Raw genomic sequence first — 22554 nt, forward strand, 5'->3', positions numbered from 1 at the left:
ATTACGGATGATAAGCGCATTATAACCGAATCCGTTTCGGATTGGCGCGGACCGAATATTCAAGTAGTATCTACACGCATCTTACAAAGCATTAACAAAATTGCGCTTGAAGGAGAGGTTGATGGAAAGCAAAGTAGTTGTTCCGGCAGAAGGTAAAAAAATCACGGTTGACGCCCAGGGTAAACTGGTTGTTCCTCATAACCCGATCATCCCGTTCATCGAAGGCGACGGCATCGGCGTTGACGTGACTCCTGCCATGATCCACGTGGTTGATGCGGCCGTTAAAAAGGCTTACCACGGCGAACGTAAAATCTCCTGGATGGAAATCTACACCGGCGAAAAATCTACCCACGTTTACGGTAAAGACGTGTGGCTGCCGGACGAAACTCTGGACCTGATCCGCGACTACCGCGTCGCCATCAAAGGCCCCCTGACCACCCCGGTCGGCGGCGGCATCCGTTCTCTGAACGTGGCCCTGCGCCAGCAGCTGGACCTGTACGTGTGCCTGCGCCCGGTGCGTTACTACCAGGGCACCCCAAGCCCGGTGAAACAGCCTGAGCTGACCGACATGGTGATCTTCCGTGAAAATGCCGAAGACATCTACGCCGGCATCGAGTGGAAAGCCGGCTCCGCCGAAGCGGACAAAGTGATCAAATTCCTGCGCGACGAAATGGGCGTGAAAAAAATCCGCTTCCCGGAGCAGTGCGGTATCGGCGTGAAGCCATGCTCCGAAGAAGGGACCAAGCGTCTGGTGCGTGCGGCGATCGAATACGCCATCACCAACGACCGCGACTCCGTGACCCTGGTTCACAAAGGCAACATCATGAAGTTCACCGAAGGTGCCTTCAAGGATTGGGGCTATGAGCTGGCGCGCGAAGAGTTCGGCGGTGAGCTGATCGACGGCGGCCCATGGCTGAAGATCAAGAACCCGAACACCGGCAAAGAGATCGTGGTTAAAGACGTGATCGCCGACGCCTTCCTGCAGCAGATCCTGCTGCGCCCGGCGGAATACGACGTGATCGCCTGTATGAACCTGAACGGTGACTACATCTCCGACGCCCTGGCTGCCCAGGTCGGCGGCATCGGCATCGCACCGGGCGCCAACATCGGCTCCGACTGCGCGCTGTTCGAAGCGACTCACGGCACCGCGCCGAAGTACGCCGGCCAGGACAAAGTGAACCCAGGCTCCATCATCCTGTCCGCAGAGATGATGCTGCGCCACATGGGCTGGTTCGAAGCGGCTGACCTGATCGTTAAAGGCATGGAAGGCGCCATCGCCGCCAAGACCGTGACCTATGACTTCGAACGCCTGATGGAAGGCGCTAAACTGCTGAAATGCTCAGAGTTTGGCGACGCTATCGTAGAGCACATGTAAGTGTGTTTGGCGTTTGAATGAGAGCGGGAGCCTTAGGGCTCCCGTTTTTTATTGTTCAAATTTCCAACGGTTATCAAAACATTATCAAAACAAGTTATCAAAACTCCACCATTTTCGTACTTACCAATAACGGCAGCAAGAAAATCTGAATGTCAGTTTTGAACGAGATGTAGAGAGAATGATTTCAATTATCAAGTGATGATTTGCTAGAAATTACTTCAATGGTATTTCAGCCGGCATGAAAAATCTGATAGGGCGTGGCTTATTCTGCTCTTCAGAATAAAGATCTAATGATAAGTATGCAATTGATTTCATTGGAAATTTATTTAACTTATCTGGACCAATCCTGCAATCATGGGCTTTTCCAGCCTTCGTGACGAACCTGTTTAAGAGCTCAGGAATTAAGCCGAAGAGATTTCTTTGGCATTAGGGCTGGTGGTAGAGCACTCCAATGTAATCGTAGATATCCGCCTTAACAAAATCACTGATCTTGTAGATCCGTTTTCTGATGCGTTTTTTTCAACGAACTTAAGAATGATTCGACCACCATAACCTTGATTTACCGCAGGTGGTACGACAAATCAACTTTCTTGGTTCGTCTACTCTCATGTGTACCCATCTTGAATCAACATTAGGCTTAAAATTTGGCCACAGCTCTAAGTTAATGATAATAAATAATTAAATTTCAATTGAGGATGCACTCGCACCGAAAGCTTGAGCGTAAGATTACCACTTTCTTGGGTTAGTACTGTTGGGGCCGAAGGGCTAGCCAGCAATGCAAGCATGCGTTTGATTTCCTGCGGATCGTTTTTCCCTGAACCCTTGAGAATTGGTTTGCATAGTTGTATCTGCTGCTAAGGCATGAAAACTATTACATAAAGTGGGCTAGTGTGGGAGAGATGCGAGCGCGTACTTGCTATCGAACTCTTTCTTTATTAAACTGAAACTGCTCTTTAGTGTCGGAACAATGGTTCCAGCCGGGTGTTTAGCCAGGCGCTAATTTATTGTCCATTTCAGGATTGCGAAAGACACACACTTCTCCTTCGCCTATCCTGCTCTGGGCAGTCTATGCGAAGGAGAAGTGCGTGTCTTTCGCTGTCTTTAGTAAAGAGCGGTGCTCGCTGCAGTTGTTGCAGCGAGCATATTTGAGACGGATACTATGCAGCTTGAAAGAAAATTATGTGAGAGTTTTAATCTTACCCCACTGCAGCTTTCTGTTCTTTCATCAAAGGCTCCGAAAAAATATCGTGTGTATTATATCCCCAAGAGAACATCTGGATTAAGAGCGATCGCTCAACCGACTAAGGAGCTAAAAAATATTCAGCGTTTTTTAGCTTCTGAATTGGATGCTTATTGCCCCATTCATCCTGCAGCGATGGCTTACAGGAATGGCAAAAGCATTAAAGATAATGCTGAATGCCATAAAAATAACCCGTACCTATTGAAAATGGATTTTCAGAATTTCTTTAACAAGATTAAACCGGATATTTTTTTCGAAAAATTAAATGCTCTTGATGTGAAATACGATGGAAAAGATAAAAAACACTTGCGTAATTTTTTATTTTGGAAGCCTGGGCAGAAAAGAAGCATTACTCATATTTTGAGTATTGGGGCACCAAGCTCTCCATTTGTTAGTAACTTTGTAATGTTCGATTTTGATTTTGAAATAAGTAAATGGTGCGCTGAGTTTGATATTGTCTATACGCGATATGCAGATGATATAACTTTTTCTACGGCTAGGAAAAATATACTATTTAGTGTTCCTAAGATAGTGAAAAATATTCTATCAAAACATGCCTCGGGTATTACTATCAATGAAGCTAAGACCATATTCACATCTAAAGCTCATAATCGGCATGTTACAGGAGTGACTATCACCAACGATGGTAAGCTCTCTATAGGCAGAAAGAAAAAGAAGTATTTGTTTTCTCTTGTTTTTAAATACAGTATCGGTGAGTTAACCAGAGATGAGATTTTTTATGCAAAAGGACTTATGTCACACTGTATGCATATTGAAAAGAATATAATTTCAAGAATGAAAAATAAATATGGGGCAGATGTAATCAATAAATTCCTAAAGGAGGGTGGTGATGAATGATGCGAAAAGAAGAGTAGATAACGTTTTTTCAGAATTTATCGAATTAATTAACAATGATGATTCTGAAAAAAGTATTAAAGCTTCTCCTGTATTAAAACTATTAAATGATTCCTTAAATAAAGATAATCTTTATATTAAGAAAGTAACAGTTTCAGACTTCAAAAGGCTAAGGGAGGTCATAGTCAATCTTGAAGATGACCTAACTGTTTTTGTAGCAGATAATGGGTACGGAAAAACAACATTACTTGATGCGATTGCAATTTCTTTAAGTTGGCTTCGTTCTAACATACAGAAAAAAGACAAGCCTGGGTCATATATTCGCGAAACAGATATAAATAACTCTAAGGATGCATTATATGCATCAATTACTACTACATTTAAAGTACAGAACTTGAATACTAATGTATTAATCACAAGCACAAAAGAAGGAGTGTCCTTTAAACGTAGTAATGAATTACAAGAAATTAAGTCCTTGGCTACAATGTACCGCTATGTTAATACTTTTTTGGATGACTCCAGTTTGCCAGTGATGGCTTATTATTCGATAGTGCGCTCTGTGGTTGGTGGTGGCATCGATAATAAAAGGAAAAACAATAAAAACAAAGTTTCTTGGTCGAAATTCGATGTTTACGATGACTTTATATTTGATAGGAATGATTTTGGTGAATTTTTAAATTGGCTTATGTTCTTGTCTAATAAATCATTGCATGAGAATGCCTCGACTGTTCACACCTCCGAATCATTAAAAATAGAAATAGAGAGAATTAATAGCACAATTGAACAACTGAGTGCTGTTTCTAACATTGATTCAAATATTATAAATACCTTGGCGCTTAGTCTTGAGGAGAAAAAATCACAATTTAAACAAGTTAGCAATGTAGGGGGGTTAAACTCATCAGTTTTATATAATAATGTAATAAGCGCGATATTGAGATTTTTACCTGAGTTTGAAAATATAAATCTGGTTTATAGTGAAAATGAATTTAAGTTGGTTCTTACAAAGAGTGGCATTGAATTGGATGCTCAACAGCTCTCGCAAGGTGAGAAGACCATTCTTACTCTTGTTGGCGACTTAGCTCGCAGACTTTCACTTCTTAACCCAGAGCTAGAAAATCCTTTTGAAGGAAAAGGCATCGTTCTTATTGATGAAATTGATTTACACCTCCATCCTACATGGCAGCAGAAAATTATAGGGCGCCTATTAACAACATTTCCTAATGTGCAATTTATTCTTTCTACTCACAGCCCACAGGTCTTATCTACGGTTCCAGCCAGAAGCATAAGGATCTTAGAAGAGGTGCAGGATGAATTAGGCAATGTTTCGATAAAGGCTACAAATCCTCGTTATCAAACGAAAGGTTTGATGAATAGTGATGCATTACTTTATGGCATGGGGACAGACCCTGCACCACCAGTTAATGAAGTTAAATGGTTGGACGAGTACAAAGCAGCTATTGAACTTGATCAGTTTGACAGTGAGTCAGCTCTTATCTTGAGGGATAATATTATCAAGCATTTTGGTAAGGAGCACCCATTGGTGATTGAATGCGATCAGATGATTTCTTTAATGAAATTTAAGCGAGAAATAAGAAATAATAAAGAGGGCGAAAAATGAAACATCTTCACAGAGTACACCCAGGGCCGGATGTTTTAAGGAAATATGACTGTAAAACTCAAACCTGGGATGATGTTTCATCATCAGATAAAAAAGCTATTTGGGTCGAACTGGTCAAAATGCAAGGAAAAGTGTGTGCGTATTGTGAGAGAAAAATTGATTTACATAAGGAGGGTGATAAACATATTGAGCATTTTAAAAGAAAAGGATCACACAAGGGGTTGACATTTGATTGGGGAAATCTTTTCGGTTCTTGCGGTGAAAAAAAACGATGTGGATTTTACAAGGATAAGCAAGAATATAATGAGAGTGATCTATTAAAAGCAGATGTGTTAGATCCCAATGACTTTTTTTTATTTATCTATAGTGGCGATGTTGTTGTAAAACCAGGCGTTAATGCACAATCAAAAAAAATAGCTGAAGTTACTCTTTCAGTATTTAATCTCAACCCCAAATACGGAGGGGTTAAGGCAGAAAGAAGAAGTGCCTTAGAAAAAGGAATGAGTGCTATGATGGGTTATATAAAAATAGCTCAAGAGTTAATCGAATCCGGTGGTGACGTCGATGGGGTCAGCCAATATGTTCGGGATTGTTACTACGAGCATATTGAAAAAATGGACTTTATTTCGGCAAGGAAACATGTTTTCGATGCATTTCTTCCATAAGTTAAGGAGGGGCCTGCTCCATATTAATTAATACGGATAATGGTGGGCCTAACCAATTTATTAGTTTGAGTATTTTTATTTTTAATGGCTTTAATTTATTCATCATGAGAATCTGACTAGTCCTTCCCACATTCCCATTCAACATTACTTTAGTCAAATTTCTATCATTTTCGGCAGCACTTGGTGCGCTGAGTTCACGTTATCTCGGTATCCTGTTCCTTATTTATTAGTATGCTAGAATTTTCTAGGCATGCTTTTCCACTAGCTGGCTATCAGTTCTGATTGAGACTATAGCAAAAATACTGTTAGGTGATGGACTATAAAACTAGCTACTCAATGTGATCCACTCCTTCCCTCTGTCATCGTGATAACGGTCAGTCTGAGACTGCGTTTTGTGTCCCAGAAGTATCTGTGTGTTTACCCCTTGGGACTTGTACAGCCTCTCAGCGAGCGAACGTTGTTCATGAAACGTTGCTGGTGTGCCATTACCCCAATCAATATCAGTTTTATCTCTGGCTTTGCTAAAGTTGGTTGTCAGCGTATTTCCTGGTACTTTGGCACCACGTGGGGCCATTGATGTCGAACGGAAGTAATGTACAAGATACTGGCTCACAGCATAATCCCGGCAGCGCGAGATGACCTCACGTAAGGTCGTGTTCAAAGCATCGCAACGAAGGGAAAGAGGTAATGCCAACTTTGTACCCGTTTTCTCCTGTAAAACATGTAAGTGATCATCCCAGATATCGCTGAATTTCATTGCTGAAATGTCACCCAAGCGCTGTCCTGTAACTACGGCCAATAGCATCGCGTTGCCCATATATCGATGCTGTTTATCAGCAATGTCGAAAATCTTCTGCCATTCCTCTAAATTCAAACGCTGCCTGGTAACCTTCCTACGCGGTTGCTTTGTTGCGAGTGCGGGATTGTAGCCAGGCGGAACCTCACCAACATGCTGAGCCTCTTTGAATACATCAATCAACACTGAGCGAACAACCTGGCCCATACGTGGCTGTCCGGCGTCTGTGTACTCATCTAACAACGAAGCGATATCTCTGGCATCAACCTCGGGCAAGCATTTCATAGCGAACTTTTGACGTAGAAGGTCCACAGGTTTACGTTTTTGTTTAAACGTGTTGGGCTTGATATCACCTGTGCTCAGTCGTTCTTTCTGTATTTTCCAATTCGGTCGAGCCAGGTACTGACAGTTATATTTTTACCCTTAATTTGAACCAACGATCGCTAAGTGCTAGGATCTGCCGGCTACGTTGCTCCGCCAGTCGGCTATTGGCTTCGATAGCAATCTCACGAGCTTCTTGCTCATTGTCACCAAGAGCATGGTACTTCCCTGTAACCGGATGACGGCATCGCCAGTAGACTTTATTGGCCTTGCGGCTAAATAGGGGATACAGGTTAGGAATATCAACATTGTTCTTACGCGGTCGGGCTGCCATCGTTCAATATCCTTCTAAGCTTCGGATTGTCGTTGTGCTTAATGACCGGAGTGGTGAGTGGGCCAACTAGCTCAGCATCTTCTCGCACACGCCATAACTTGCCTTCTTTACGTGCGGGCGGGGCGAAGTGGCCCTCTTTAGCGCAACGCCGCAAGGTATTAAGAGAGGGCGGTTTGCTGCGGTATCGCTCCGCAGCCCATTCTTCAAGTGTCAACATCTGTAACATCAAGTACCTCCACACATCACCCGCCGCATTCGGGCATTAATTCAATCGTGACATGTCACACACTGTTAATTTGGTTTTATGCCATCCATAGGTTTGCCAGCATTCAGAATCACCAAGGAAATAACAACCTGCTGGGTCACCTGATAGTTTGTCTTTGCATCAAGGCCATAAATAAGTCTGTTGGCGGCGGTCGTTTGCTTCGAACGTCGATCTATACCAAGGTGGGCGGTGTGCAATTCGTCTCCATTGATGGCGGTATTGCCACCCAGAACAAGGCAACGCAATTCTCAGCATTAACAGGCACTTCATTTGTTGAGATTGAGTGCCAAGGTGGTGGTGCTGGTGGTGCTGGTGGTGCTGGTGTATCGGCTGATGGGGTAAATCCATCTGTCGCTGGCGGTGGTGGCGCCCAGATCTGCGAGGGCGTCCTGTCGTCGTTCTGTCGAACAACGACGGATGTGTCGTAGCCAGGAGCAAGGAAGCCAAGGCGTTAGGGTTAAAGATGGGAGAACCCTATTTCAAAATTAAGCGGGAATTTGAGCGCGCAGGGGGCATCGCGTTCAGCAGCAACTATGAGCTATACGCCGACATGTCTCAGCGTGTGATGGCTGTTTTAGAAGAGATGGCGCCACGCGTAGAAGTGTATTCAATTGACGAAAGTTTTCTTGATCTGACTGGCGTCCGTAACTGCATTGATCTGGATACTTTCGGCCGCCAGGTGAGGGCCAAGGTACAGCGCAACACTGGGCTAACTGTAGGCGTTGGCATTGCCCAAACCAAGACGTTAGCCAAGCTGGCAAACTTCGCGGCGAAGAAGTGGGACAAGACCGGCGGAGTAGTGGATCTGTCCAATGAAGGGCGCCAGCGCAAATTGATGAGCCTCGTGCCTGTCGATGAGGTCTGGGGTATCGGACGCCGGATATCGAAAAAGCTCAACATGATGGGGATTGAAACGGCACTACAACTGGCCGATGCAAGCACTACGATGATCCGCAAGCATTTCAGCGTTGTGATAGAGCGAACGGTGCGAGAGTTGCGCGGCCAGCCTTGTCTCGAGTTGGAGGAGTTTGCGCCGACAAAACAACAGATCATCTGCAGCCGCAGCTTCAGTGATCGGATCACCGAGTATGACCAGATGCACCAGGATATTTGTAAGTACGCGACGCGTGCCGCTGAGAAGTTGAGGGAGGAGCACCAGTATTGCCGGCATGTCAGCGCGTGGCTCAAAACCAGCCCATTTGCCATCAATGAAGAATACTATGGCAACACTGCAAGCATAAAATTGAGTACGCCAACGCAGGATACTCGCGATATTATCGCTGCGGCTATGCGTTGCCTTGATGCGATTTGGCAACCCGGTCATCGGTATCAAAAAGGCGGGGTGATGCTGCAGGATTTTTACAGTCAGGGCGTGGCTCAGTTGGGGTTGTTCGATGAGTACAAACCACGGCATAAAAGCGAGCAACTGATGGGAGTGCTGGATCGGATCAATAACTCTGGCAGGGCAAAACTGTGGTTCGCAGGACAAGGGGCGCATCAGGTGTGGTCAATGAAGCGTGAGCTACTGTCGCCGGCATACACGACACGGCTGAGTGATCTGCCGCGCTCGGGTTTATTAAACCAGTGGGTTGACGATAGGCTTAATCAGTTCAGCGCTGTCACGGCGGATATTGCCGACTGATTTTCCTACAGGATGCCAGGCGAAATAATGGTGAGGTGTGGCCGCTTCGTTCGCGAGTTCATCCGCTCTAGCGGATGTGGTGTCCGGGCTCATCCACTCCCGTGCAGCTGCTGGTGGCAGGATGACAGGCCGCCGGTCATGAATATCGAGCAGGCTCGAATCGCTGGCGCTGGTCACAATGACAAAACCGTCATCATCAGGAGTCTCTTTAGCATCGGGGTGATGGCGGCTTATCGTGGCGAAAAATATAGGTGTTTTCGATTCGTGATAGATGAAATAGGGCTGCTTTACTTGGCGTCGTGCTTGTCTTTCTTCCACTCATACCAACCATCTGCCATCACCATCACACGGCCGTGATCCCATAATGGCTTAAACATTCTGTTGGTGGCTGCGATTTCAACGCGGGCATTGAAAACCGGTTAGCGTTTCATTTTTCTCTACCGATCTGGATTATAACTACATTCTTTAGAATTGATGTACAGCTTACTCACCGTGATTAAGCGCCAGCATACAGGTTCCTAGCGCCACGTTGTAGCGTTCGAGTTAGAAATTCTCGATATCGATATCGTCAAAGTTGATGAATTTGTTGACAAGTATTGTGGGTAACTCGTTTCTCAATATCGCGAATTGCTCACTTTTGGTTATGTTGTTATATAGAGTTAAGAAATTCTCCTCTATTTTAAATTTATTTTCCTCTCTGTCGAAAACTATAGGTTTTGAACAGCGGCTGAGGAATTTTGTATAGCATCTGGACTGGTGCTGAACAAAATCCTTGTATTTATCATCGACTACTCGATGATATCTAAGAACATTTGTGTAATTTTTCATTGACTCCGACTGGAAGCTAAAAAATTCATCATTGAATTTAGCACACTCATCTAAGATGATGGACTCACAATCTTCAACAGTTTTATCAGCATGTTTTTTATTAAGGTTTCCTGTGAGGAGGAAAAATCTTTTATATATAACAACCGATTGTAATGGAATGCAATTTATAAAATTTAAAACCTCACTGGCACCTAAAAAAATATCACCTTTAATCTTTTCCTTATGCCATCTTCTCGCCAATGTGAGGGAGTAGACTGCGATTGTACAAGTTGTTAGTGAAGCGACTGCACCTAAAACAGCTGATAAAGGCCCTATTTCATGAACAAAAACAGAAAGAAATCCCTTTAAGATATAAATTAGTAATGATAGAGTAATTATAACTATAGTTATAGAAAATGAGTTTTTGATTGTTGTTCCTACAAATGACATCCAAGAATTCCTCTTAATTAAATACTTTCGCCTATACCGTTTGTTTTGATGGTAGAGTATTTTAAACTAATAAATGTAGTACCAGTCTAAAAAATTGATTATAATTTGATTTTATTTCGCCGTAAACATAAATATGCATAAAATGATTTGGTTGATTATAATTTAATCATTCAGGCTAGAGTTAAATTGCCTAAATGACGATTATTGATATCACTAAAAAATGCTTCCTAAGACGGCCTAATTTGAGATGGTGAATAAAAAGTAGTGGCCGTACTGGCTAGAAAAAAAGTAATTATAGGTGATATTATATTAAAATGTTCCGTGAAGCACTGGTAATTATTAATTATATTAATTAACTTATTTTCACCATTTATTTATTGTGAGTAAATAAAGAGATTTGCTAATATAAAAATAAAAGGAGAGAGATTTAAAATGCCTCTGCTTATGGCTGTACGGATTTAATTCCATCCAGCGTTACAAGGGAAATAAACACCAGAATAACCAAAACAATTAGCAGTAATATCGTGACAGTAGTAAATTGATTTTTTGTGCCACAAAGTCAATTCTAATGTATTAGCAAATCCTAGCTCAGATGAAAGCATATCAAAGTGATCTGCGCGAGTCTGTGCCCGAGAAAAATGAGCACAGGTGTATGGACTTTGTTAGCTATCTTGATTAAGTAGAGGTTAGAAGATGACCATGCAAGGTATAGCCAGAAAAATAAAGTTATCAAAACCTAACATTAAGTTTTTGATTCAATGAGTTACGAATATGGCAGTATAGTATTTAATAATATTTTTTTGACAAATTAAATATATTAATCATATGGTTATTACCAAACTCTCAATCTACTGCTGCGTCACATGGGCTGGTTCGAAGCGGCTGACCTGATTGTTAAAGGCATGGAAGGCGCCATCGCCGCCAAGACCGTGACCTATGACTTCGAACTCCTGATGGAAGGTGCTAAACTGCTGAAATGCTCAGAGTTTGGCGACGCCATCGTAGAGCACATGTAAGTGTGTTTGGCGTTTGAATAAGAGCGGGAGCCTTAGGGCTCCCGTTTTTTTATTGTTCAAATGGGCATGGGATATCAAGTATTGGCCGATTCGCGCACCACCAGCACCGGGCAATTGGCGTGGCGCACGACGGCGGTGGCATTGGAGCCGAGGAGGTAAGTGATCGCAGAAGGGCGGTTGGAACCCATCACAATAATCTCCGCATTAAGCGCATCAGCGAGTTCCAAGATCTGATCTTTGGGATCGCCGACGGCCACATGCGTGGTCACTCTATCTTCAGGCACGCTGAATTCTTTGGCCGCTTTCGCCAACCCTTCGGTCGCTACCGCAATGATTTCGTCTTTGGTTTCTATCGCCGCGGTGGCGGCAAAGCCGAAAGCGGCGTAGGTGGCGCGTGACGGGATCACCGCCAGGAAATGGACGTGGGAGTCTTCGAGCCTGGCGAGCGCGTTGACATGTGGGATGACCTGCTGCGTTAATTCCGGCTCGGTAATATCGACTGGAACCAAGATAGTTTTATACATACTCCCTCCTTATCATTATCAAATAACTCCACTTCTTGGATTATAGCTGCCAGACGCCGAGAAAACGGCGATCGGTATGGCAGAACCAAAGAAATTGGCCGCCAAAACGGTAAAGTATGCGGAAATCGCTGTTGTGGCAATAAGTTAGAAGCGGTTGACCTGGCCGTTAAAGGCATGGAGAGCAAAATGTTCAGCGCTCGGTGCCGCTATCGTTAGGCGTGTATCAGTGTCCTTGGCGTTTGAGCCGAAAAGGAGCTCTCGGGGGACTTCTTTGTTACAATCAATAATATTGTTATCCAGAAAAAAGATAGTTTAAATGACCAAAAAAATTGTTACTGCTTTGATTTTGTCTTTATTTATTAGCGGATGCGCCACGCAAACTGCCGATGAACGAGTGGCTAGGGCGAAAGCAAAGTACGCCGAATCAAACCCCGTCCCGCAAGCGCCTTCACCCATGGTTCGTTTGGAATGCAATACGCAAGCAGGAACCCAAATTACGGCCATGATGAATGGCGCATCGCAAACCGTCACCATTAACAGCGCCGTATTCCGTTTTGTCGACCGGGATGACATTCAGGGCATTGATACTTTGAGCTTTGCCAGAACCGTTGACGGCATAACCAGTTGGGTGTTCGTGAACATGGCATCCAGCGATCCGGTTTATCTCAGCATTGTGAGCCAAAAGACCGTGTTGAAATTTATGTGTAGTGCTTACAAAGGATGAGTGAAAACGTATATACCGTCGCTGTCTCTTCATACATTATTTTCGTCGAAAATCGCTGCAGAGCCGGTGTTGGAGTGACAAACTTCTCAGTACCTGGAGAAAGGCTTAAGGTCAGTGGCGGTTTATGCTGATCCTGTATAACGTATTGGCCGGGGCTCTTTGAGTAGCCCCGCGTTAACGGATTTCGCCGCTGATTATCATCCATAAGGACAGGGATATGAAAATAACGCATTCAGGCTATAAAACCGGCGCCGCCACCTTATTGGCGGTGATGCTCGCACTGGCATTAACGGGGTGTGCCAAGAGCACTGTCCCCAGCCAAACCGTTCCGGCGAATAAAGGGGTCGATGATCTTTTCGCCAACCTTGGTGAACCAAAGACGCCTGTGCCGGGAAAAGAGAAAGAACAGTATTTTGCCCAGTTGCTGGCCGTGATTCAAAGCCATTTGAAAGATGCAGAAGCCTACTCAGGCAGAAGTTGTACATTGCGCATCAAGCTGGCGCCGGATGGTCTGCTGATCAGCGTTCGGGCTGAACAAGGGGAGCCGCAACTTTGCCAGGCCGCGATAAAGGCAATCGTCAATGCGCGTTTGCCTAAGCCGCCAACGGCCGCGGTTTACGAAGCGGTCAACAACGGCACGTTGGAGTTTCGGCCGATATGAAAGTAAAGGGCGGCAACTGCGATGCCAGATAATTAAACCAAAGTCGCAGGCCGTACTTTCATGCGGCCTGTGAGTATTGGGTTGTGCAATATTTCGTATAGCGTTTCCTAATGTTGAATCCAGTCTTCACGGCATATGTTGCCAATACCTACCGATACATCATTGCGCTCACGCGCTCGCTTTGATCTTTAAAACCGTTGCTGCGCATCGTGACCACGTAATAGCGGTAGTGGTGTTTCTGCGCGTACTCGCGCACCAGCTCTTCGGCAAACAGGCCGCTGAAGGTGACGGTGGTGACGAAGGTCAGCCCTTTCACTTCGTAGGTGCTAATCTCTTGCGGAGTGCCGATATACGGCGGCGGGAACACGGTTTTGTGGAACTGGCAGCCCGCCAGCAGCAGGGTAAACAGCAGGGCGGCGGAAATTTGCGGTATTTTCATCGGGAAATGTTTTCCTTCCTTGGCGTGTTTTTAGTAACTCTATAATAGGATTACAAAATTTGGCGGGGATGTAAAAATTATCCCGCTTCGGTTGCCGTTTCGTTGAAGTGGTTCCGCCGTCATCCATACGAATGAGGGGTTAAATATGCTTGTGCGCCTTGCTGCGGAAACCGATGCCGCAGCCCTGATCGCCCTGGACAGCGTTGCTCAGAATGCGCCGCAGCGTGCGGCGCAAATCCGCGCCTGGTGCGCGCAGGGCATCTGTTTTCTTGCCGAGGAACAGGGCATGGTGATGGGCTATGGGGTGCTGCACTATCACTTCTTCGGCTGCGGCTTTATCGAGATGTTGATGGTCGGCGAGCGCTATCGCCGCCGGGGCGTCGGGCAGGCGCTGATTGCGGCGTTGAAGTCCCATTGCCGGCACCCGAAGCTGTTCACCTCCACCAATCGCTCCAACCTGCCGATGCAGTGGCTGCTGCTGAACGCCGGGTTTGTCGCCAGCGGCCGGATTGACAATCTCGATGACGGCGATCCGGAGCAGGTCTTTTTTATCCCGGCACGCTGATACAGAACCACTGACAAAAAAGGGGCCCATTGGGCCCCTGCGTGATTCGCTGCGGGAGGTTTACTCCACCGCGTCGGGATGATTTTTGCCTTCCTCGATAAACGCTTCGTCGATCTCTTCGATGTTCTCCTCGCTGTCGCGGCCGGACAGAATGTTCCAGCAGGCGATGAAAAGCGCGGCGATCAAGGGGCCGATGACGAAGCCGTTGATGCCGTAGATCTCCATGCCGCCCAGGGTGGAGATCAGGATCAGGTAGTCCGGCATTTTGGTGTCTTTGCCCACCAGCAGCGGGCGCAGAATGTTGTCCACCAGGCCGATCACCACCACGAAGAACACTACCAGGAAAATGGCTTTCCATAGCATGCCGGTAGCGAAGAAGTAGATCACCGCCGGCACCCAGATGATAGCGGAGCCTACGGCCGGGATAATCGACAGGAACGCCATCAGCGCGCCCCACAGCAGGCTGCCGTCGATGCCGGTAAAGTAAAACGCCAGCCCGCCGAGCGCGCCTTGCACCACGGCGACCACCACTGTGCCCTTGACGGTGGCGCGGGAGACGGCGGCGAACTTCACGAACAGGTGGTGTTTTACGTGCTGGGAGAGCGGCAGCGCTTCGAGCGCCAGGTTCACCAGATAGGGGCCGTCTTTCAGCAGGAAGAACAGCAGGTAGAGCATCACGCCGAAGCCGACGACGAAGTTGAAGGTGCCCTTGCCGATCAGGAAGACGCTGCCCGCCAGATATTGCCCGCCCTTGAGCGCCACCTCGGAAAGCTGCTTTTGTATCTCGGCGGCGCTGTTGAGGTTATGTTCCGCCAGGAAGCGCTGCGCCCAGCCGGGCAGGTGGCGCATAAAGTCCGCCAGCATGGTCGGCAACTGGCTGTTGTTGGTCTGCAGCTTGGTGTAGATCACGTTGAATTCCATCGCCAGCGACGAGGCGATGATCGCCAACGGCGTGAACACGATCAGGCAGATCAGCGCCACCGTCAGCAGCGACACCACGCCGTTGCGTTCGCCGACGTACTGCTTCAGTTTCTTTTTTACCGGATGGAAAATCACCGCCAGAATGACCGCCCACAGCACCGAGGAGTAGTAAGGCCCCAGCACGTCTAGAAAGGCGGCGGTAACGATGAACAGGATCAGAATAAAGAATCCCTTGGAAATGCCTTTAGACATCATAGTCGTCCCTCAAAAGATGAATTTTCAGCATAGATGAACTGAATGAAAACAACACTATCATCACCTTTACTTAACCGGTAGGGGATTTTTAGTGGCGTATTCCATAGGGTTATTAAGGGCAAGGCGGGCGCCGCAGGGTGAACAGACGGCGGCGTGAGAAAAGAAAGAGGGCTAAATAATTAACAAAATTTATCGATTGTGTTTCATTTTGTGAGCCGCGCTTGCCGCCTGCGCCAGGCTTTCCTAGTGTTGATGAGGGCGGCCGTTCGCCCGATACCACGAAGGAGTATGCAAATGACTGAACACAAACGACTCGGCGTCATCGAGAAGACGCTACTGATCGCCTTTGCCGGCCTGCTGGTGTATTTCGCGGCCACCGGCGCCTTGTCATTGTCAGGTCTCGATCATCATTGGCCTTATCCTTCGCGATAGGCAGGCACCTGCACCAGGGAAAATTCAGCACCGCTTATAACAAACAGAACCACCTTTCTGCTTATCACCCCGCCTTATGCCGCCGGCTGAGAAAAGCCAGCGCCAACAGCGCCCCTGACACGGCCGCCGCCAGCACCAGCCAGGCCGGGGCCGCCCAACCGGCTGCGGCCACGATGGCGCTCAGCGCAACCGGGCCGATCACCTGGCCGAGATAGTTCCCCTGCATCACCAGCCCCAGGCTCAGCGGCAGCAGCGTCGGTTCCGGCGTCGCCGCCGGCGTGGCGGCCAGAATGGTGGCGGGCAGCATGCCGGCGATGGCGCAGAACAGGAAACACAGCGGGATCAGCAGGGCGTTGGGCGTTATCGGCAAGAAAATGCCGATGCCGAAGACGCCGATGATCAGGCTGGTGGCCGCGAGCAGGCTACCGGCGCGCAGACCGCGCGACAGCAAGAGCCCGGCGGCGAGGTTGCCGATGATGTTCGCCGCCACCGCCGCCGCGCTGATACCGCCGGCGGCCGCCAGCGTCAGGCCGATGCGCTGCATCAGGAAGATCGGCAGGAAGGTCATCACCGAGAAAAATTGCAGGTTGTAGGTGGCGAACATCAGCGCCAGCAACAGCGGTCGGCGCGCCCGCAGCAGGGCGCCCAGCGCTTGCCGCAGCGGCAAGGACGGCGCGTGCGCCTCGGCGGTGCGGCGGGACGTGGTCAGCGGCAGCAGCAGGGCGGCCAGCAGCGTCAGCGCCGCACCGGCCTGCCAACTCTGCTGCCAGCCGGCGAGATGGGGGCCGAAAAACAGCGAAATGGCGATGCCCGCCGGCATGAAGGTGCTCCAGATGCCGAACACCAGGCTGCGCTGCGCCGGGGCGACGATGCGGTTCAGCACCGCCGGCGAGGCGACCACCACGATCACGAAGCCGAGGCCTTCGACAAAGCGGCTGACGATCAACCCGCTGAAGTCGTGCAGCGCGGCGCCGGTAAAGCTGGCGGCGCTGATGATCAGCAGCCCGAGCGCCAGCAGCCGCCGGTCGCCCCAGCGGCGCACCAGCAGCCCGGCGGCGATGCCGCCGAACACCCCGACGAAGGGAAAGGCCGAAATAACCCAGCTCAGCGCTTCGAGCGAACGGCCGAATTCGGCCTCCAGTGCCGGCAGCGCGATGGTGGCCTTGCCCACGTGCAGCGCCGCGGCGATGCCGGCGAACAGCACGTTGATGACGGCTAGCCAGGGCGTGGCGGCGGGGAGAACGCGGTCGATGGCGTCCGGTTTAATCGCGGTCATAACACTCTCCAGTGGCGGTAACGCCATCACTATGTGCTCTTGCAACGGCTCAGGTCGTTCAAATGCTGCGCTATCACGTGGGGAAATTATTCATTTCGAGCTTTATTGAGCGCCTTCGTTGTTTGGTTCGCCAGCGTGCCGCCCGGCGTGGACGCTGATCCCCCTGCAGCGGTTTACTGTTCCGGCACGCAGCAGGCGTGTTGAATTCATTTTATAAGGAGCAGTGTATGTCAGAGATGATGAACGAGAGTGGGGCGCCGGCCATTGAATGGAGCTATGGCGGCCGGGGTGATGATATCAGCAGCAGCCTGAGCCTCGACACGGTTGAGGAGCAGCCGCAGGGTTTCTTGATGACGGTCGATCGGCCGGTGCAGATCTTTAAAGATGCGCTGTCGCCGATGATGGCCTTTATCACGCTGCTGCGCCCGCTGTACGCCAAAACGAGCGAGGGTTTCCAGTACGTGCCGGTTTCCAACCCCTGGACCGACGTGCAGCGCCTGCCGGCCAGCGCGGGCTATCTGGGCGTGCAGGTCAACGCCGGGCTGTTCTTCCACGGCGCCAAGCCGACGCACTATAAAGATCGCGACGGCCAGATGAAACCGATCGACGGCGGCACGCTTTTGCAGCACATCACCGTGCTGCATCAGGTGGCGCAGCCGCTCGGCCCGGGTGAAGGCGCCGCCTGAGCCGGCAGCGTTATTACGGGGGCCGGACGCGGCCCCTTATCGCGCCTTGAAACCGTGCGCAGGTTGGATAAAACTGACTGCCTATTCAAGGAGAAGAGTATGTACAGCGACAACGAGAAAAAGTTTTATATCATCCTCAACCGCAATCACGAACCGGCCACGCTGTTTAACGCCTCCTGCCATCTGACGGCGGGCATCACCGATCTCATCGAACAGCGCGAGTTTCACCACTACCCGAGCAGCCTCGACGGCGTCAGCGCCAATATGAGCCACTATCCGATAGTGATCCTGCAGGCTAAAAACAGCAGCCAGCTCAGCAACCTGATTCTCAAATGCAAGGAAGAGGGCGTGCTGTCCAACTTCTTCACCACCACCATGCTGTCGCACTCCGCCGAACAGCAGATCGCCGACACCGCCACCACCCCTTACGAACAGCTGGATTTCGTGGCGGTGGCGCTCTACGGCGACGCCGAACAGCTTAAGCCGTTGACCAAGAAGTTCTCCGTCTACCGCTGAAAACGCGGCATCTCAGACGCTGGCGCCGTCGTAGCTGTGGATCTGCAACGCATCCAGCGCGACGTCAGGCACGCAGCGCAGGTTGACGGCGCACATCGCGGCGCCGTCCGGCGCGGTGCCGTAGGCGAAGGGCTGAGCGCCGCAGACTCGGCAGAACTGATGGCGGATCTTGTGCTGATTGAAGGTGTAGGCGCTGAGTTGGTCCTGGCCGCTGTTGAGTGTGAAAGCGCTGATGGGGAAGAACGACAGCAGCAGCCCTTTGCGGCGGCAGATCGAACAGTTGCAGCTGAGGGCCTCGGTGGGCAGTTCGGCGTCCACGGAGAAGGTGACGGCGCCGCAGTGGCAGCTTCCCTGGAATGGCATGGCGATGGTCCTGTAGCAGGGGGCGTGTTTGCCCAGTATAGTGCAATTTATCGTCACTCGGCCGCGCAGGGCCTGGTTTCCTTAGTAAATGCGCGGTTTTCTGGTAGGTTAGAGGTTAACGTCATCAAAAGGAGATCGCGATGTTAGAACATTACTATCCGGCCAATATGGGCGCCAAACCGGTCACGGACGAACAGCATAAACGGCTGGTGGCGGTGCAGGCGGCGCTGGAGCTGATCAAGGCCACGCTGTCGGATACCAATGACGGCAACGGCGTGGACTTCCAGCTGAAGGCGGCGGAGAAGCACATCGGCCCGATGGCCGACGCCATTCAGGAAGCCCTGAAGTAACGGTTCGCCGTCGCCTCAACCGCCCGCCCGGGCGGTTTTTTTTGCGCCGATTACTGCGATTTTTTTAGTAGCGCATTGCCTTTTTCCCGGCTGGTGCCGTGAGCGGCGCGATCCTACTCTAGCGATCCGAGTCCTCATCAGGATCATGCTTATGTTCCGCTTCAGCCTCTTTTCTTTCTTGTTGCCGCGGCGCCGGCGCCTCACCCAGCTTGCCGGCGCCGCGCTGTTTCTCAGCGGCGTCATGCAGGCGCAGGCCGCGCAGCGCATCGACTTCTCGCCGGATGCCGCCGGCGCCTACCCTGAAGGCATCGCCTGGAATGCGCGCGCCGGCGCGTTCCTGGTGTCGTCCCTGCGTGGCGGGCAGCTCGGCCTGGTCTACCCAGATGGCCGCTATCGGCGCTTTTCCACCGGCAGTGGGCTTATCACCACCTCCGGCATGCTGGTGGACGCCGAGCGCAACCGGGTGCTGGTGTGCATCGAAGACGTGGGCGTATCCCTCAACTCAGCCTCCGGCACGCGCAATCGCGTGGCGCAGGTGCTGGAGTTCAATCTCGATACCGGCGCGCTGCAGCAGACGTACGATCTTTCATCGTTAAGCCGTGGGCCGACGCTGGCCAACGATCTGGCGCTCGACGTGCAGGGCAATATCTACGTGACCGACAGCTTCCAGCCGCAGATTTACAAGATTGACCGGGCAACACGCCAGGTGTCGATTCTGGTGCGCTCGGCGCGTTTGATGCCCGCCGACGCACCTGCCGCTGCGCAGGGCACGCAGCCTTATCTCAACGGCATCGTGTATCACCCGGATGGCTATCTGATTGCGGCGGACTACACCCGCGGGCTGTTGTGGAAGGTGACGCTGGATAACGCGCCTGCAATAAGTGAAATCAGGCTGCCGCAGCGGCTGAAAGGGCCGGACGGGCTGCGGCTCAAAAACGCCCATGAATTGGTGATCGTACAGTCTTTTCCGGGGAGAAAAGGGGGCATGTCCGGCAACGTAACGCTGCTCGCCTCGAACGACGGTTGGGCCAGCGCGCATATCACGGCGGTCGCCACGCCGCCGGAATTGGATGGGCCGACCGGCGCCGCGCTGCGCGATGGCGAAGTGTGGGTGGTCAACTCCCGTTACCCCCGTTTGTTTGCCGACGTCGCTCAGGCGGAGAGCGTCAGGACATTCAGCATCGTCAAGGTGGCGTTAGAGCGGAGGCCCGCCGATCGGTGATGGTTGCCAACTCAGCTGGAATAGGATTAAATGCCGCACCGACTGTATAAATAAACAGGTGCGCTGCGATGAGTCTGATGTTGAAGGGTGAAAAGATTGACCGTAACCGCTTTACCGGCGAGAAGATTGAAAACGGCAGCTTTATGCTGTGTGATTTTTCGGGCACCGATCTGACCGGCACCGAGTTTATCGGCTGCCAGTTTTACGATCGTGACAGCCGACAGGGCGGCAATTTCAGCCGTGCGGTACTGAAAGACGCCAGCTTCAGAAGCTGCGATTTGTCGATGGCCGACTTCCGCTACGCTAGCGCCCTGGGGCTGGAGATCCGCGAATGCCGCGCGCAGGGCGCCGATTTTCGCGGCGCCAGTTTTATGAACATGATCACCAGCCGCACCTGGTTTTGCAGCGCCTATATCACTAAAAGCAACCTGAGCTACGCCAACTTCGCCAAGGTGGTGCTGGAGAAATGCGAGCTGTGGGAAAACCGCTGGCACGGCGCACAGGTGCTCGGCGCCAGCTTCAGCGGCTCCGATCTGTCCGGCGGCGAGTTCTCCGGATTCGACTGGCGCGCCGCCGATGTCACCCAGTGCGATTTGAGCAACGCGGAACTGGGCGAGTTGGATTTGCGCACCACCGATCTGCAGGGCGTCAAAATGGACAGCCACCAGGCCGCGCAGCTGCTGGAGCGGCTGGGGATCGCGATCGTCGGCTGAGAAGGGTTAAGGCGATGATTGGGCAAATAAGCGATTGAAGGCTTTATCCGCGTCTACGGGAATGCGGCGTTGCATTACCGGGATAGTGAAGTGCGGATCCTGTGAGAGGTGGCGAGCTTGCTCGTTGAGCGGCACGACGGCGATGGCCAGATTGTCGTTGGCCTGCATAACGCCTTCCTGTTCGAACAGGGCGAACACCGGTGCGGTGTGCGCAGTACCCAACGAGCAAGCCGAAATCCAATAGTGCCCGTCTTGGGCAAATTTGCACTGTGCCGTTTGCAGGCTAATTGCGCTGATCTGTTTGGCGATCAAGGCATTCGCGTTTTCCACATAGCTTGGTGGTGCCGGCTGGCAGCCTGCCAAACTGAGTGTCAGCACAGCTAGCGTCAGTGTTCTTTTGCCAATCATAGCCATCCTTGAGGTCATTTCCTGCGAATATAAATAATTATCGTAGCAACGATAATGTACCAGTGTCGAGAACAGATTGATTTATTAAGTTTTTATGGCTTTTTCATGACGATTAAGCGCTTATCCCTGTTTTTATAGCAGAGAGCGGTTTCGCGTGAAGGGAAGAACATAACGCGGAAGCGGCGGCTATTTGCGCTTTCATAGTCAGCCCCGGTGCTGTGAGCTTTGGCGATCAGCGCTGCGAGTCTAGCTGTTCGTTGTGTTTCACTCCGTCCGTAGCGACAGGCGTCAGCGGCCTTTTGCGATAATAAATTTATGAGCCATATGAATATAATTTAAAATATATCTTGCTTAAATAACTCAGCCGTGTGTAAATAGCGTCATCGGTTTGTAGTACAGACCTTATGAAAGCAGTTTTAGTAAAGCAGTTCTCAGTATTAGCGATATCCCTCAGATACCTCTTCTTCCGCGAATTTTCTTCTCTAGTGCCCCATAAGTTTCCAATAAAAACAGACCTCTATCGCCCTATGGCGTCGCAAAAATATAAAGGAAATATCTCTATGTCTACTAAAATGACTGGTTTGGTAAAATGGTTTGATGCAGGTAAAGGCTTCGGCTTTATCACCCCGGCAGACGGCAGCAAAGACGTGTTCGTACATTTCTCTGCTATCCAGAGCAACGATTTCAAAACGCTGGACGAAGGCCAACAGGTTGAGTTCACTATCGAAAATGGCATGAAGGGCCCTTCTGCCGGCAACGTGGTCGCGTTATAATTTTCGGCCGAGGTCAGATTTCTTACGACAGCGATGAGGGTTTAAGCCGGAGCAGTTAAGAAATAACGTCCTCAGCCTGAATAAACTCCGGGTTCGCCCGGAGTCTTTACCAATACGTCATTAGCTCAGCAGGAAGAGCGGCAACGAAATTATCCGTTGGCGGACTGGGGTTCGATTCCTCGATGACGTTCCAATAATTAATTATTATTGGCAACAGAAAAACAGATTGCCGCAGAATTAATAACGCCGCGTTTCAGTCTATTTTTCTGTTGTGAAAAAGTCGCGCTTAGGCTGCGTAATGTTGGAGTGTTGGATGGACGCTTACGCCATAACATGACAGCC

At 50.0% G+C, this 22554-nt stretch carries 25 protein-coding genes and 4 pseudogenes; 18 read left to right on the forward strand and 11 right to left on the reverse strand.

Annotation, left to right across the window (positions count from 1 at the left end; all coding sequences use genetic code 11):
* The first annotated feature begins 121 nt into the window (after window positions 1-121).
* A complete protein-coding gene (icd, locus tag SSARUM2_RS10045; RefSeq protein ID WP_033638224.1) occupies window positions 122-1375 on the forward strand; it encodes an NADP-dependent isocitrate dehydrogenase in 1254 nt (417 codons plus the stop codon).
* Between the two features lie 426 nt (window positions 1376-1801).
* Here icd and SSARUM2_RS10050 read toward each other — a convergent pair.
* A pseudogene (locus SSARUM2_RS10050) lies at window positions 1802-1922 on the reverse strand (IS3 family transposase); the annotation flags it as partial.
* Window positions 1923-2489: 567 nt separating this feature from the next.
* Between SSARUM2_RS10050 and SSARUM2_RS10055 the strand changes: the two are divergent.
* The 3 genes from SSARUM2_RS10055 to SSARUM2_RS10065 are packed head-to-tail and all read left to right on the forward strand — an operon-like array spanning window position 2490 to window position 5753.
* Complete coding sequence (locus tag SSARUM2_RS10055; RefSeq protein WP_226909158.1) at window positions 2490-3473, forward strand: retron St85 family RNA-directed DNA polymerase; 984 nt, start codon at window positions 2490-2492, stop codon at window positions 3471-3473.
* Window positions 3466-5088, forward strand: coding sequence for an AAA family ATPase (locus SSARUM2_RS10060; protein ID WP_060452870.1), 1623 nt, complete (start codon window positions 3466-3468; stop codon window positions 5086-5088). The genes SSARUM2_RS10055 and SSARUM2_RS10060 overlap by 8 nt, the downstream gene beginning before the upstream one ends.
* Window positions 5085-5753 (forward strand): retron system putative HNH endonuclease, encoded by a 669-nt coding sequence (locus SSARUM2_RS10065; RefSeq protein ID WP_060452871.1) that lies wholly within the window; start codon window positions 5085-5087, stop codon window positions 5751-5753. The genes SSARUM2_RS10060 and SSARUM2_RS10065 overlap by 4 nt, the downstream gene beginning before the upstream one ends.
* A 325-nt stretch (window positions 5754-6078) precedes the next feature.
* On the opposite strand, the pseudogene SSARUM2_RS10070 reads toward SSARUM2_RS10065, so the two are convergent.
* Together SSARUM2_RS10070 and SSARUM2_RS10075 are read right to left on the reverse strand one after the other, a co-directional pair.
* A pseudogene (locus SSARUM2_RS10070) lies at window positions 6079-7204 on the reverse strand (site-specific integrase).
* Window positions 7185-7430: an excisionase gene (locus SSARUM2_RS10075; protein ID WP_017892513.1), complete on the reverse strand. Its 246-nt coding sequence runs from the start codon at window positions 7428-7430 to the stop codon at window positions 7185-7187. Before SSARUM2_RS10075 ends, SSARUM2_RS10070 begins: the two are co-directional and overlap by 20 nt.
* A 47-nt stretch (window positions 7431-7477) precedes the next feature.
* On the opposite strand from SSARUM2_RS10075, the gene SSARUM2_RS10080 reads away from it, so the two are divergent.
* Both SSARUM2_RS10080 and umuC read left to right on the forward strand, forming a co-directional pair.
* Window positions 7478-7897, forward strand: coding sequence for a hypothetical protein (locus SSARUM2_RS10080; RefSeq protein ID WP_125878504.1), 420 nt, complete (start codon window positions 7478-7480; stop codon window positions 7895-7897).
* On the forward strand, window positions 7816-9111 hold the full coding sequence (gene umuC, locus SSARUM2_RS10085; protein ID WP_282488688.1) for a translesion error-prone DNA polymerase V subunit UmuC: 1296 nt from the start codon (window positions 7816-7818) through the stop codon (window positions 9109-9111). Before SSARUM2_RS10080 ends, umuC begins: the two co-directional genes overlap by 82 nt.
* On the opposite strand, the gene SSARUM2_RS10090 is transcribed toward umuC, so the two are convergent.
* Together SSARUM2_RS10090 and SSARUM2_RS10095 are read right to left on the reverse strand one after the other, a co-directional pair.
* On the reverse strand, window positions 9046-9429 hold the full coding sequence (locus SSARUM2_RS10090; RefSeq protein WP_072270139.1) for an SOS response-associated peptidase family protein: 384 nt from the start codon (window positions 9427-9429) through the stop codon (window positions 9046-9048). The two genes, umuC and SSARUM2_RS10090, sit on opposite strands and share 66 nt — an antisense overlap.
* A 225-nt stretch (window positions 9430-9654) precedes the next feature.
* Window positions 9655-10368, reverse strand: a complete 714-nt coding sequence (locus tag SSARUM2_RS10095) for a hypothetical protein (protein WP_125460746.1) — start codon at window positions 10366-10368, stop codon at window positions 9655-9657.
* 848 nt (window positions 10369-11216) lie between these two features.
* On the opposite strand from SSARUM2_RS10095, the pseudogene SSARUM2_RS10100 reads away from it, so the two are divergent.
* Window positions 11217-11384, forward strand: a pseudogene (locus tag SSARUM2_RS10100) (NADP-dependent isocitrate dehydrogenase); the annotation flags it as partial.
* Window positions 11385-11458: 74 nt separating this feature from the next.
* Here SSARUM2_RS10100 and uspF read toward each other — a convergent pair.
* Window positions 11459-11908 carry a universal stress protein UspF gene (gene uspF / locus SSARUM2_RS10105; RefSeq protein WP_033638225.1) on the reverse strand — a complete coding sequence of 150 codons (450 nt, stop codon included), beginning with the start codon at window positions 11906-11908 and terminating at the stop codon, window positions 11459-11461.
* Window positions 11909-12224: 316 nt separating this feature from the next.
* On the opposite strand from uspF, the gene SSARUM2_RS10110 reads away from it, so the two are divergent.
* Together SSARUM2_RS10110 and tolA are read left to right on the forward strand one after the other, a co-directional pair.
* On the forward strand, window positions 12225-12632 hold the full coding sequence (locus SSARUM2_RS10110) for a hypothetical protein (protein ID WP_125460745.1): 408 nt from the start codon (window positions 12225-12227) through the stop codon (window positions 12630-12632).
* A 217-nt stretch (window positions 12633-12849) separates the two neighbouring features.
* Complete coding sequence (gene tolA, locus SSARUM2_RS10115; protein ID WP_060387827.1) at window positions 12850-13293, forward strand: cell envelope integrity protein TolA; 444 nt, start codon at window positions 12850-12852, stop codon at window positions 13291-13293.
* A 148-nt stretch (window positions 13294-13441) separates the two neighbouring features.
* Here tolA and SSARUM2_RS10120 read toward each other — a convergent pair whose 3' ends face one another.
* A complete protein-coding gene (locus SSARUM2_RS10120; protein WP_060420723.1) occupies window positions 13442-13732 on the reverse strand; it encodes a hypothetical protein in 291 nt (96 codons plus the stop codon).
* Between the two features lie 145 nt (window positions 13733-13877).
* Here SSARUM2_RS10120 and SSARUM2_RS10125 point away from each other — a divergent pair, with 145 nt between their 5' ends.
* Complete coding sequence (locus SSARUM2_RS10125) at window positions 13878-14297, forward strand: GNAT family N-acetyltransferase (RefSeq protein ID WP_060452875.1); 420 nt, start codon at window positions 13878-13880, stop codon at window positions 14295-14297.
* Between the two features lie 60 nt (window positions 14298-14357).
* Here the strand turns inward: SSARUM2_RS10125 and SSARUM2_RS10130 are convergent, their stop codons facing one another.
* A complete protein-coding gene (locus tag SSARUM2_RS10130) occupies window positions 14358-15473 on the reverse strand; it encodes an AI-2E family transporter (protein ID WP_033646364.1) in 1116 nt (371 codons plus the stop codon).
* 294 nt (window positions 15474-15767) lie between these two features.
* Between SSARUM2_RS10130 and SSARUM2_RS10135 the strand changes: the two genes are divergently transcribed.
* Window positions 15768-15905: a hypothetical protein gene (locus SSARUM2_RS10135; RefSeq protein ID WP_162837928.1), complete on the forward strand. Its 138-nt coding sequence runs from the start codon at window positions 15768-15770 to the stop codon at window positions 15903-15905.
* A gap of 64 nt (window positions 15906-15969) precedes the next feature.
* Here the strand turns inward: SSARUM2_RS10135 and SSARUM2_RS10140 are convergent, their stop codons facing one another.
* Window positions 15970-17181, reverse strand: a complete 1212-nt coding sequence (locus SSARUM2_RS10140) for an MFS transporter (RefSeq protein WP_060452876.1) — start codon at window positions 17179-17181, stop codon at window positions 15970-15972.
* Between the two features lie 227 nt (window positions 17182-17408).
* Between SSARUM2_RS10140 and SSARUM2_RS10145 the strand changes: the two genes are divergently transcribed.
* Entirely contained in the window at window positions 17409-17867 is a 459-nt protein-coding gene (locus tag SSARUM2_RS10145) for a hypothetical protein (RefSeq protein WP_049234405.1), read from the forward strand.
* A gap of 99 nt (window positions 17868-17966) precedes the next feature.
* The gene (locus tag SSARUM2_RS10150) at window positions 17967-18383 is read left to right on the forward strand and encodes a DUF2000 domain-containing protein (protein ID WP_047567921.1); all 417 of its coding nucleotides are present in this window, start codon (window positions 17967-17969) and stop codon (window positions 18381-18383) included.
* A gap of 12 nt (window positions 18384-18395) precedes the next feature.
* Here SSARUM2_RS10150 and SSARUM2_RS10155 read toward each other — a convergent pair whose 3' ends face one another.
* A complete protein-coding gene (locus SSARUM2_RS10155) occupies window positions 18396-18746 on the reverse strand; it encodes a GFA family protein (protein ID WP_033653875.1) in 351 nt (116 codons plus the stop codon).
* Between the two features lie 140 nt (window positions 18747-18886).
* On the opposite strand from SSARUM2_RS10155, the gene SSARUM2_RS10160 reads away from it, so the two are divergent.
* The 3 genes from SSARUM2_RS10160 to SSARUM2_RS10170 all read left to right on the forward strand — a co-directional run bounded on the left by SSARUM2_RS10160 (window position 18887) and on the right by SSARUM2_RS10170 (window position 21031).
* The gene (locus SSARUM2_RS10160) at window positions 18887-19096 is read left to right on the forward strand and encodes a hypothetical protein (protein ID WP_025160266.1); all 210 of its coding nucleotides are present in this window, start codon (window positions 18887-18889) and stop codon (window positions 19094-19096) included.
* A 151-nt stretch (window positions 19097-19247) separates the two neighbouring features.
* The gene (locus tag SSARUM2_RS10165) at window positions 19248-20318 is read left to right on the forward strand and encodes an SMP-30/gluconolactonase/LRE family protein (protein WP_225369063.1); all 1071 of its coding nucleotides are present in this window, start codon (window positions 19248-19250) and stop codon (window positions 20316-20318) included.
* A gap of 68 nt (window positions 20319-20386) precedes the next feature.
* Window positions 20387-21031, forward strand: coding sequence for a Qnr family pentapeptide repeat protein (locus SSARUM2_RS10170; protein WP_049196620.1), 645 nt, complete (start codon window positions 20387-20389; stop codon window positions 21029-21031).
* A 6-nt stretch (window positions 21032-21037) separates the two neighbouring features.
* On the opposite strand, the gene SSARUM2_RS10175 is transcribed toward SSARUM2_RS10170, so the two are convergent.
* The gene (locus SSARUM2_RS10175; RefSeq protein ID WP_060436531.1) at window positions 21038-21439 is read right to left on the reverse strand and encodes a hypothetical protein; all 402 of its coding nucleotides are present in this window, start codon (window positions 21437-21439) and stop codon (window positions 21038-21040) included.
* 560 nt (window positions 21440-21999) lie between these two features.
* Between SSARUM2_RS10175 and cspA the strand changes: the two genes are divergently transcribed.
* Together cspA and SSARUM2_RS10185 are read left to right on the forward strand one after the other, a co-directional pair.
* Window positions 22000-22212 (forward strand): RNA chaperone/antiterminator CspA, encoded by a 213-nt coding sequence (cspA, locus tag SSARUM2_RS10180; RefSeq protein ID WP_033638238.1) that lies wholly within the window; start codon window positions 22000-22002, stop codon window positions 22210-22212.
* A 114-nt stretch (window positions 22213-22326) separates the two neighbouring features.
* Window positions 22327-22405 (forward strand): annotated as a pseudogene (locus tag SSARUM2_RS10185).
* Window positions 22406-22554 lie beyond the last annotated feature (149 nt).

Origin of the sequence: Serratia sp. K-E0102, from assembly GCF_029962625.1 — a bacterium.
In the GTDB taxonomy this organism is placed as follows: domain Bacteria; phylum Pseudomonadota; class Gammaproteobacteria; order Enterobacterales; family Enterobacteriaceae; genus Serratia; species Serratia sarumanii.

Excerpts from the sequence above, each read along its gene's own strand:
- icd (WP_033638224.1), top strand. The coding sequence starts at position 122 with ATGGAAAGCAAAGTAGTTGTTCCGGCAGAAGGTAAAAAAATCACGGTT.
- SSARUM2_RS10060 (WP_060452870.1), top strand. The coding sequence starts at position 3,466 with ATGAATGATGCGAAAAGAAGAGTAGATAACGTTTTTTCAGAATTTATC.
- SSARUM2_RS10065 (WP_060452871.1), top strand. The coding sequence starts at position 5,085 with ATGAAACATCTTCACAGAGTACACCCAGGGCCGGATGTTTTAAGGAAA.
- SSARUM2_RS10075 (WP_017892513.1), bottom strand. The coding sequence starts at position 7,430 with ATGTTACAGATGTTGACACTTGAAGAATGGGCTGCGGAGCGATACCGC.
- SSARUM2_RS10095 (WP_125460746.1), bottom strand. The coding sequence starts at position 10,368 with ATGTCATTTGTAGGAACAACAATCAAAAACTCATTTTCTATAACTATA.
- uspF (WP_033638225.1), bottom strand. The coding sequence starts at position 11,908 with ATGTATAAAACTATCTTGGTTCCAGTCGATATTACCGAGCCGGAATTA.
- SSARUM2_RS10110 (WP_125460745.1), top strand. The coding sequence starts at position 12,225 with ATGACCAAAAAAATTGTTACTGCTTTGATTTTGTCTTTATTTATTAGC.
- tolA (WP_060387827.1), top strand. The coding sequence starts at position 12,850 with ATGAAAATAACGCATTCAGGCTATAAAACCGGCGCCGCCACCTTATTG.
- SSARUM2_RS10120 (WP_060420723.1), bottom strand. The coding sequence starts at position 13,732 with ATGAAAATACCGCAAATTTCCGCCGCCCTGCTGTTTACCCTGCTGCTG.
- SSARUM2_RS10125 (WP_060452875.1), top strand. The coding sequence starts at position 13,878 with ATGCTTGTGCGCCTTGCTGCGGAAACCGATGCCGCAGCCCTGATCGCC.
- SSARUM2_RS10130 (WP_033646364.1), bottom strand. The coding sequence starts at position 15,473 with ATGATGTCTAAAGGCATTTCCAAGGGATTCTTTATTCTGATCCTGTTC.
- SSARUM2_RS10135 (WP_162837928.1), top strand. The coding sequence starts at position 15,768 with ATGACTGAACACAAACGACTCGGCGTCATCGAGAAGACGCTACTGATC.
- SSARUM2_RS10140 (WP_060452876.1), bottom strand. The coding sequence starts at position 17,181 with ATGACCGCGATTAAACCGGACGCCATCGACCGCGTTCTCCCCGCCGCC.
- SSARUM2_RS10145 (WP_049234405.1), top strand. The coding sequence starts at position 17,409 with ATGTCAGAGATGATGAACGAGAGTGGGGCGCCGGCCATTGAATGGAGC.
- SSARUM2_RS10150 (WP_047567921.1), top strand. The coding sequence starts at position 17,967 with ATGTACAGCGACAACGAGAAAAAGTTTTATATCATCCTCAACCGCAAT.
- SSARUM2_RS10155 (WP_033653875.1), bottom strand. The coding sequence starts at position 18,746 with ATGCCATTCCAGGGAAGCTGCCACTGCGGCGCCGTCACCTTCTCCGTG.
- SSARUM2_RS10160 (WP_025160266.1), top strand. The coding sequence starts at position 18,887 with ATGTTAGAACATTACTATCCGGCCAATATGGGCGCCAAACCGGTCACG.
- SSARUM2_RS10165 (WP_225369063.1), top strand. The coding sequence starts at position 19,248 with ATGTTCCGCTTCAGCCTCTTTTCTTTCTTGTTGCCGCGGCGCCGGCGC.
- SSARUM2_RS10170 (WP_049196620.1), top strand. The coding sequence starts at position 20,387 with ATGAGTCTGATGTTGAAGGGTGAAAAGATTGACCGTAACCGCTTTACC.
- SSARUM2_RS10175 (WP_060436531.1), bottom strand. The coding sequence starts at position 21,439 with ATGATTGGCAAAAGAACACTGACGCTAGCTGTGCTGACACTCAGTTTG.
- cspA (WP_033638238.1), top strand. The coding sequence starts at position 22,000 with ATGTCTACTAAAATGACTGGTTTGGTAAAATGGTTTGATGCAGGTAAA.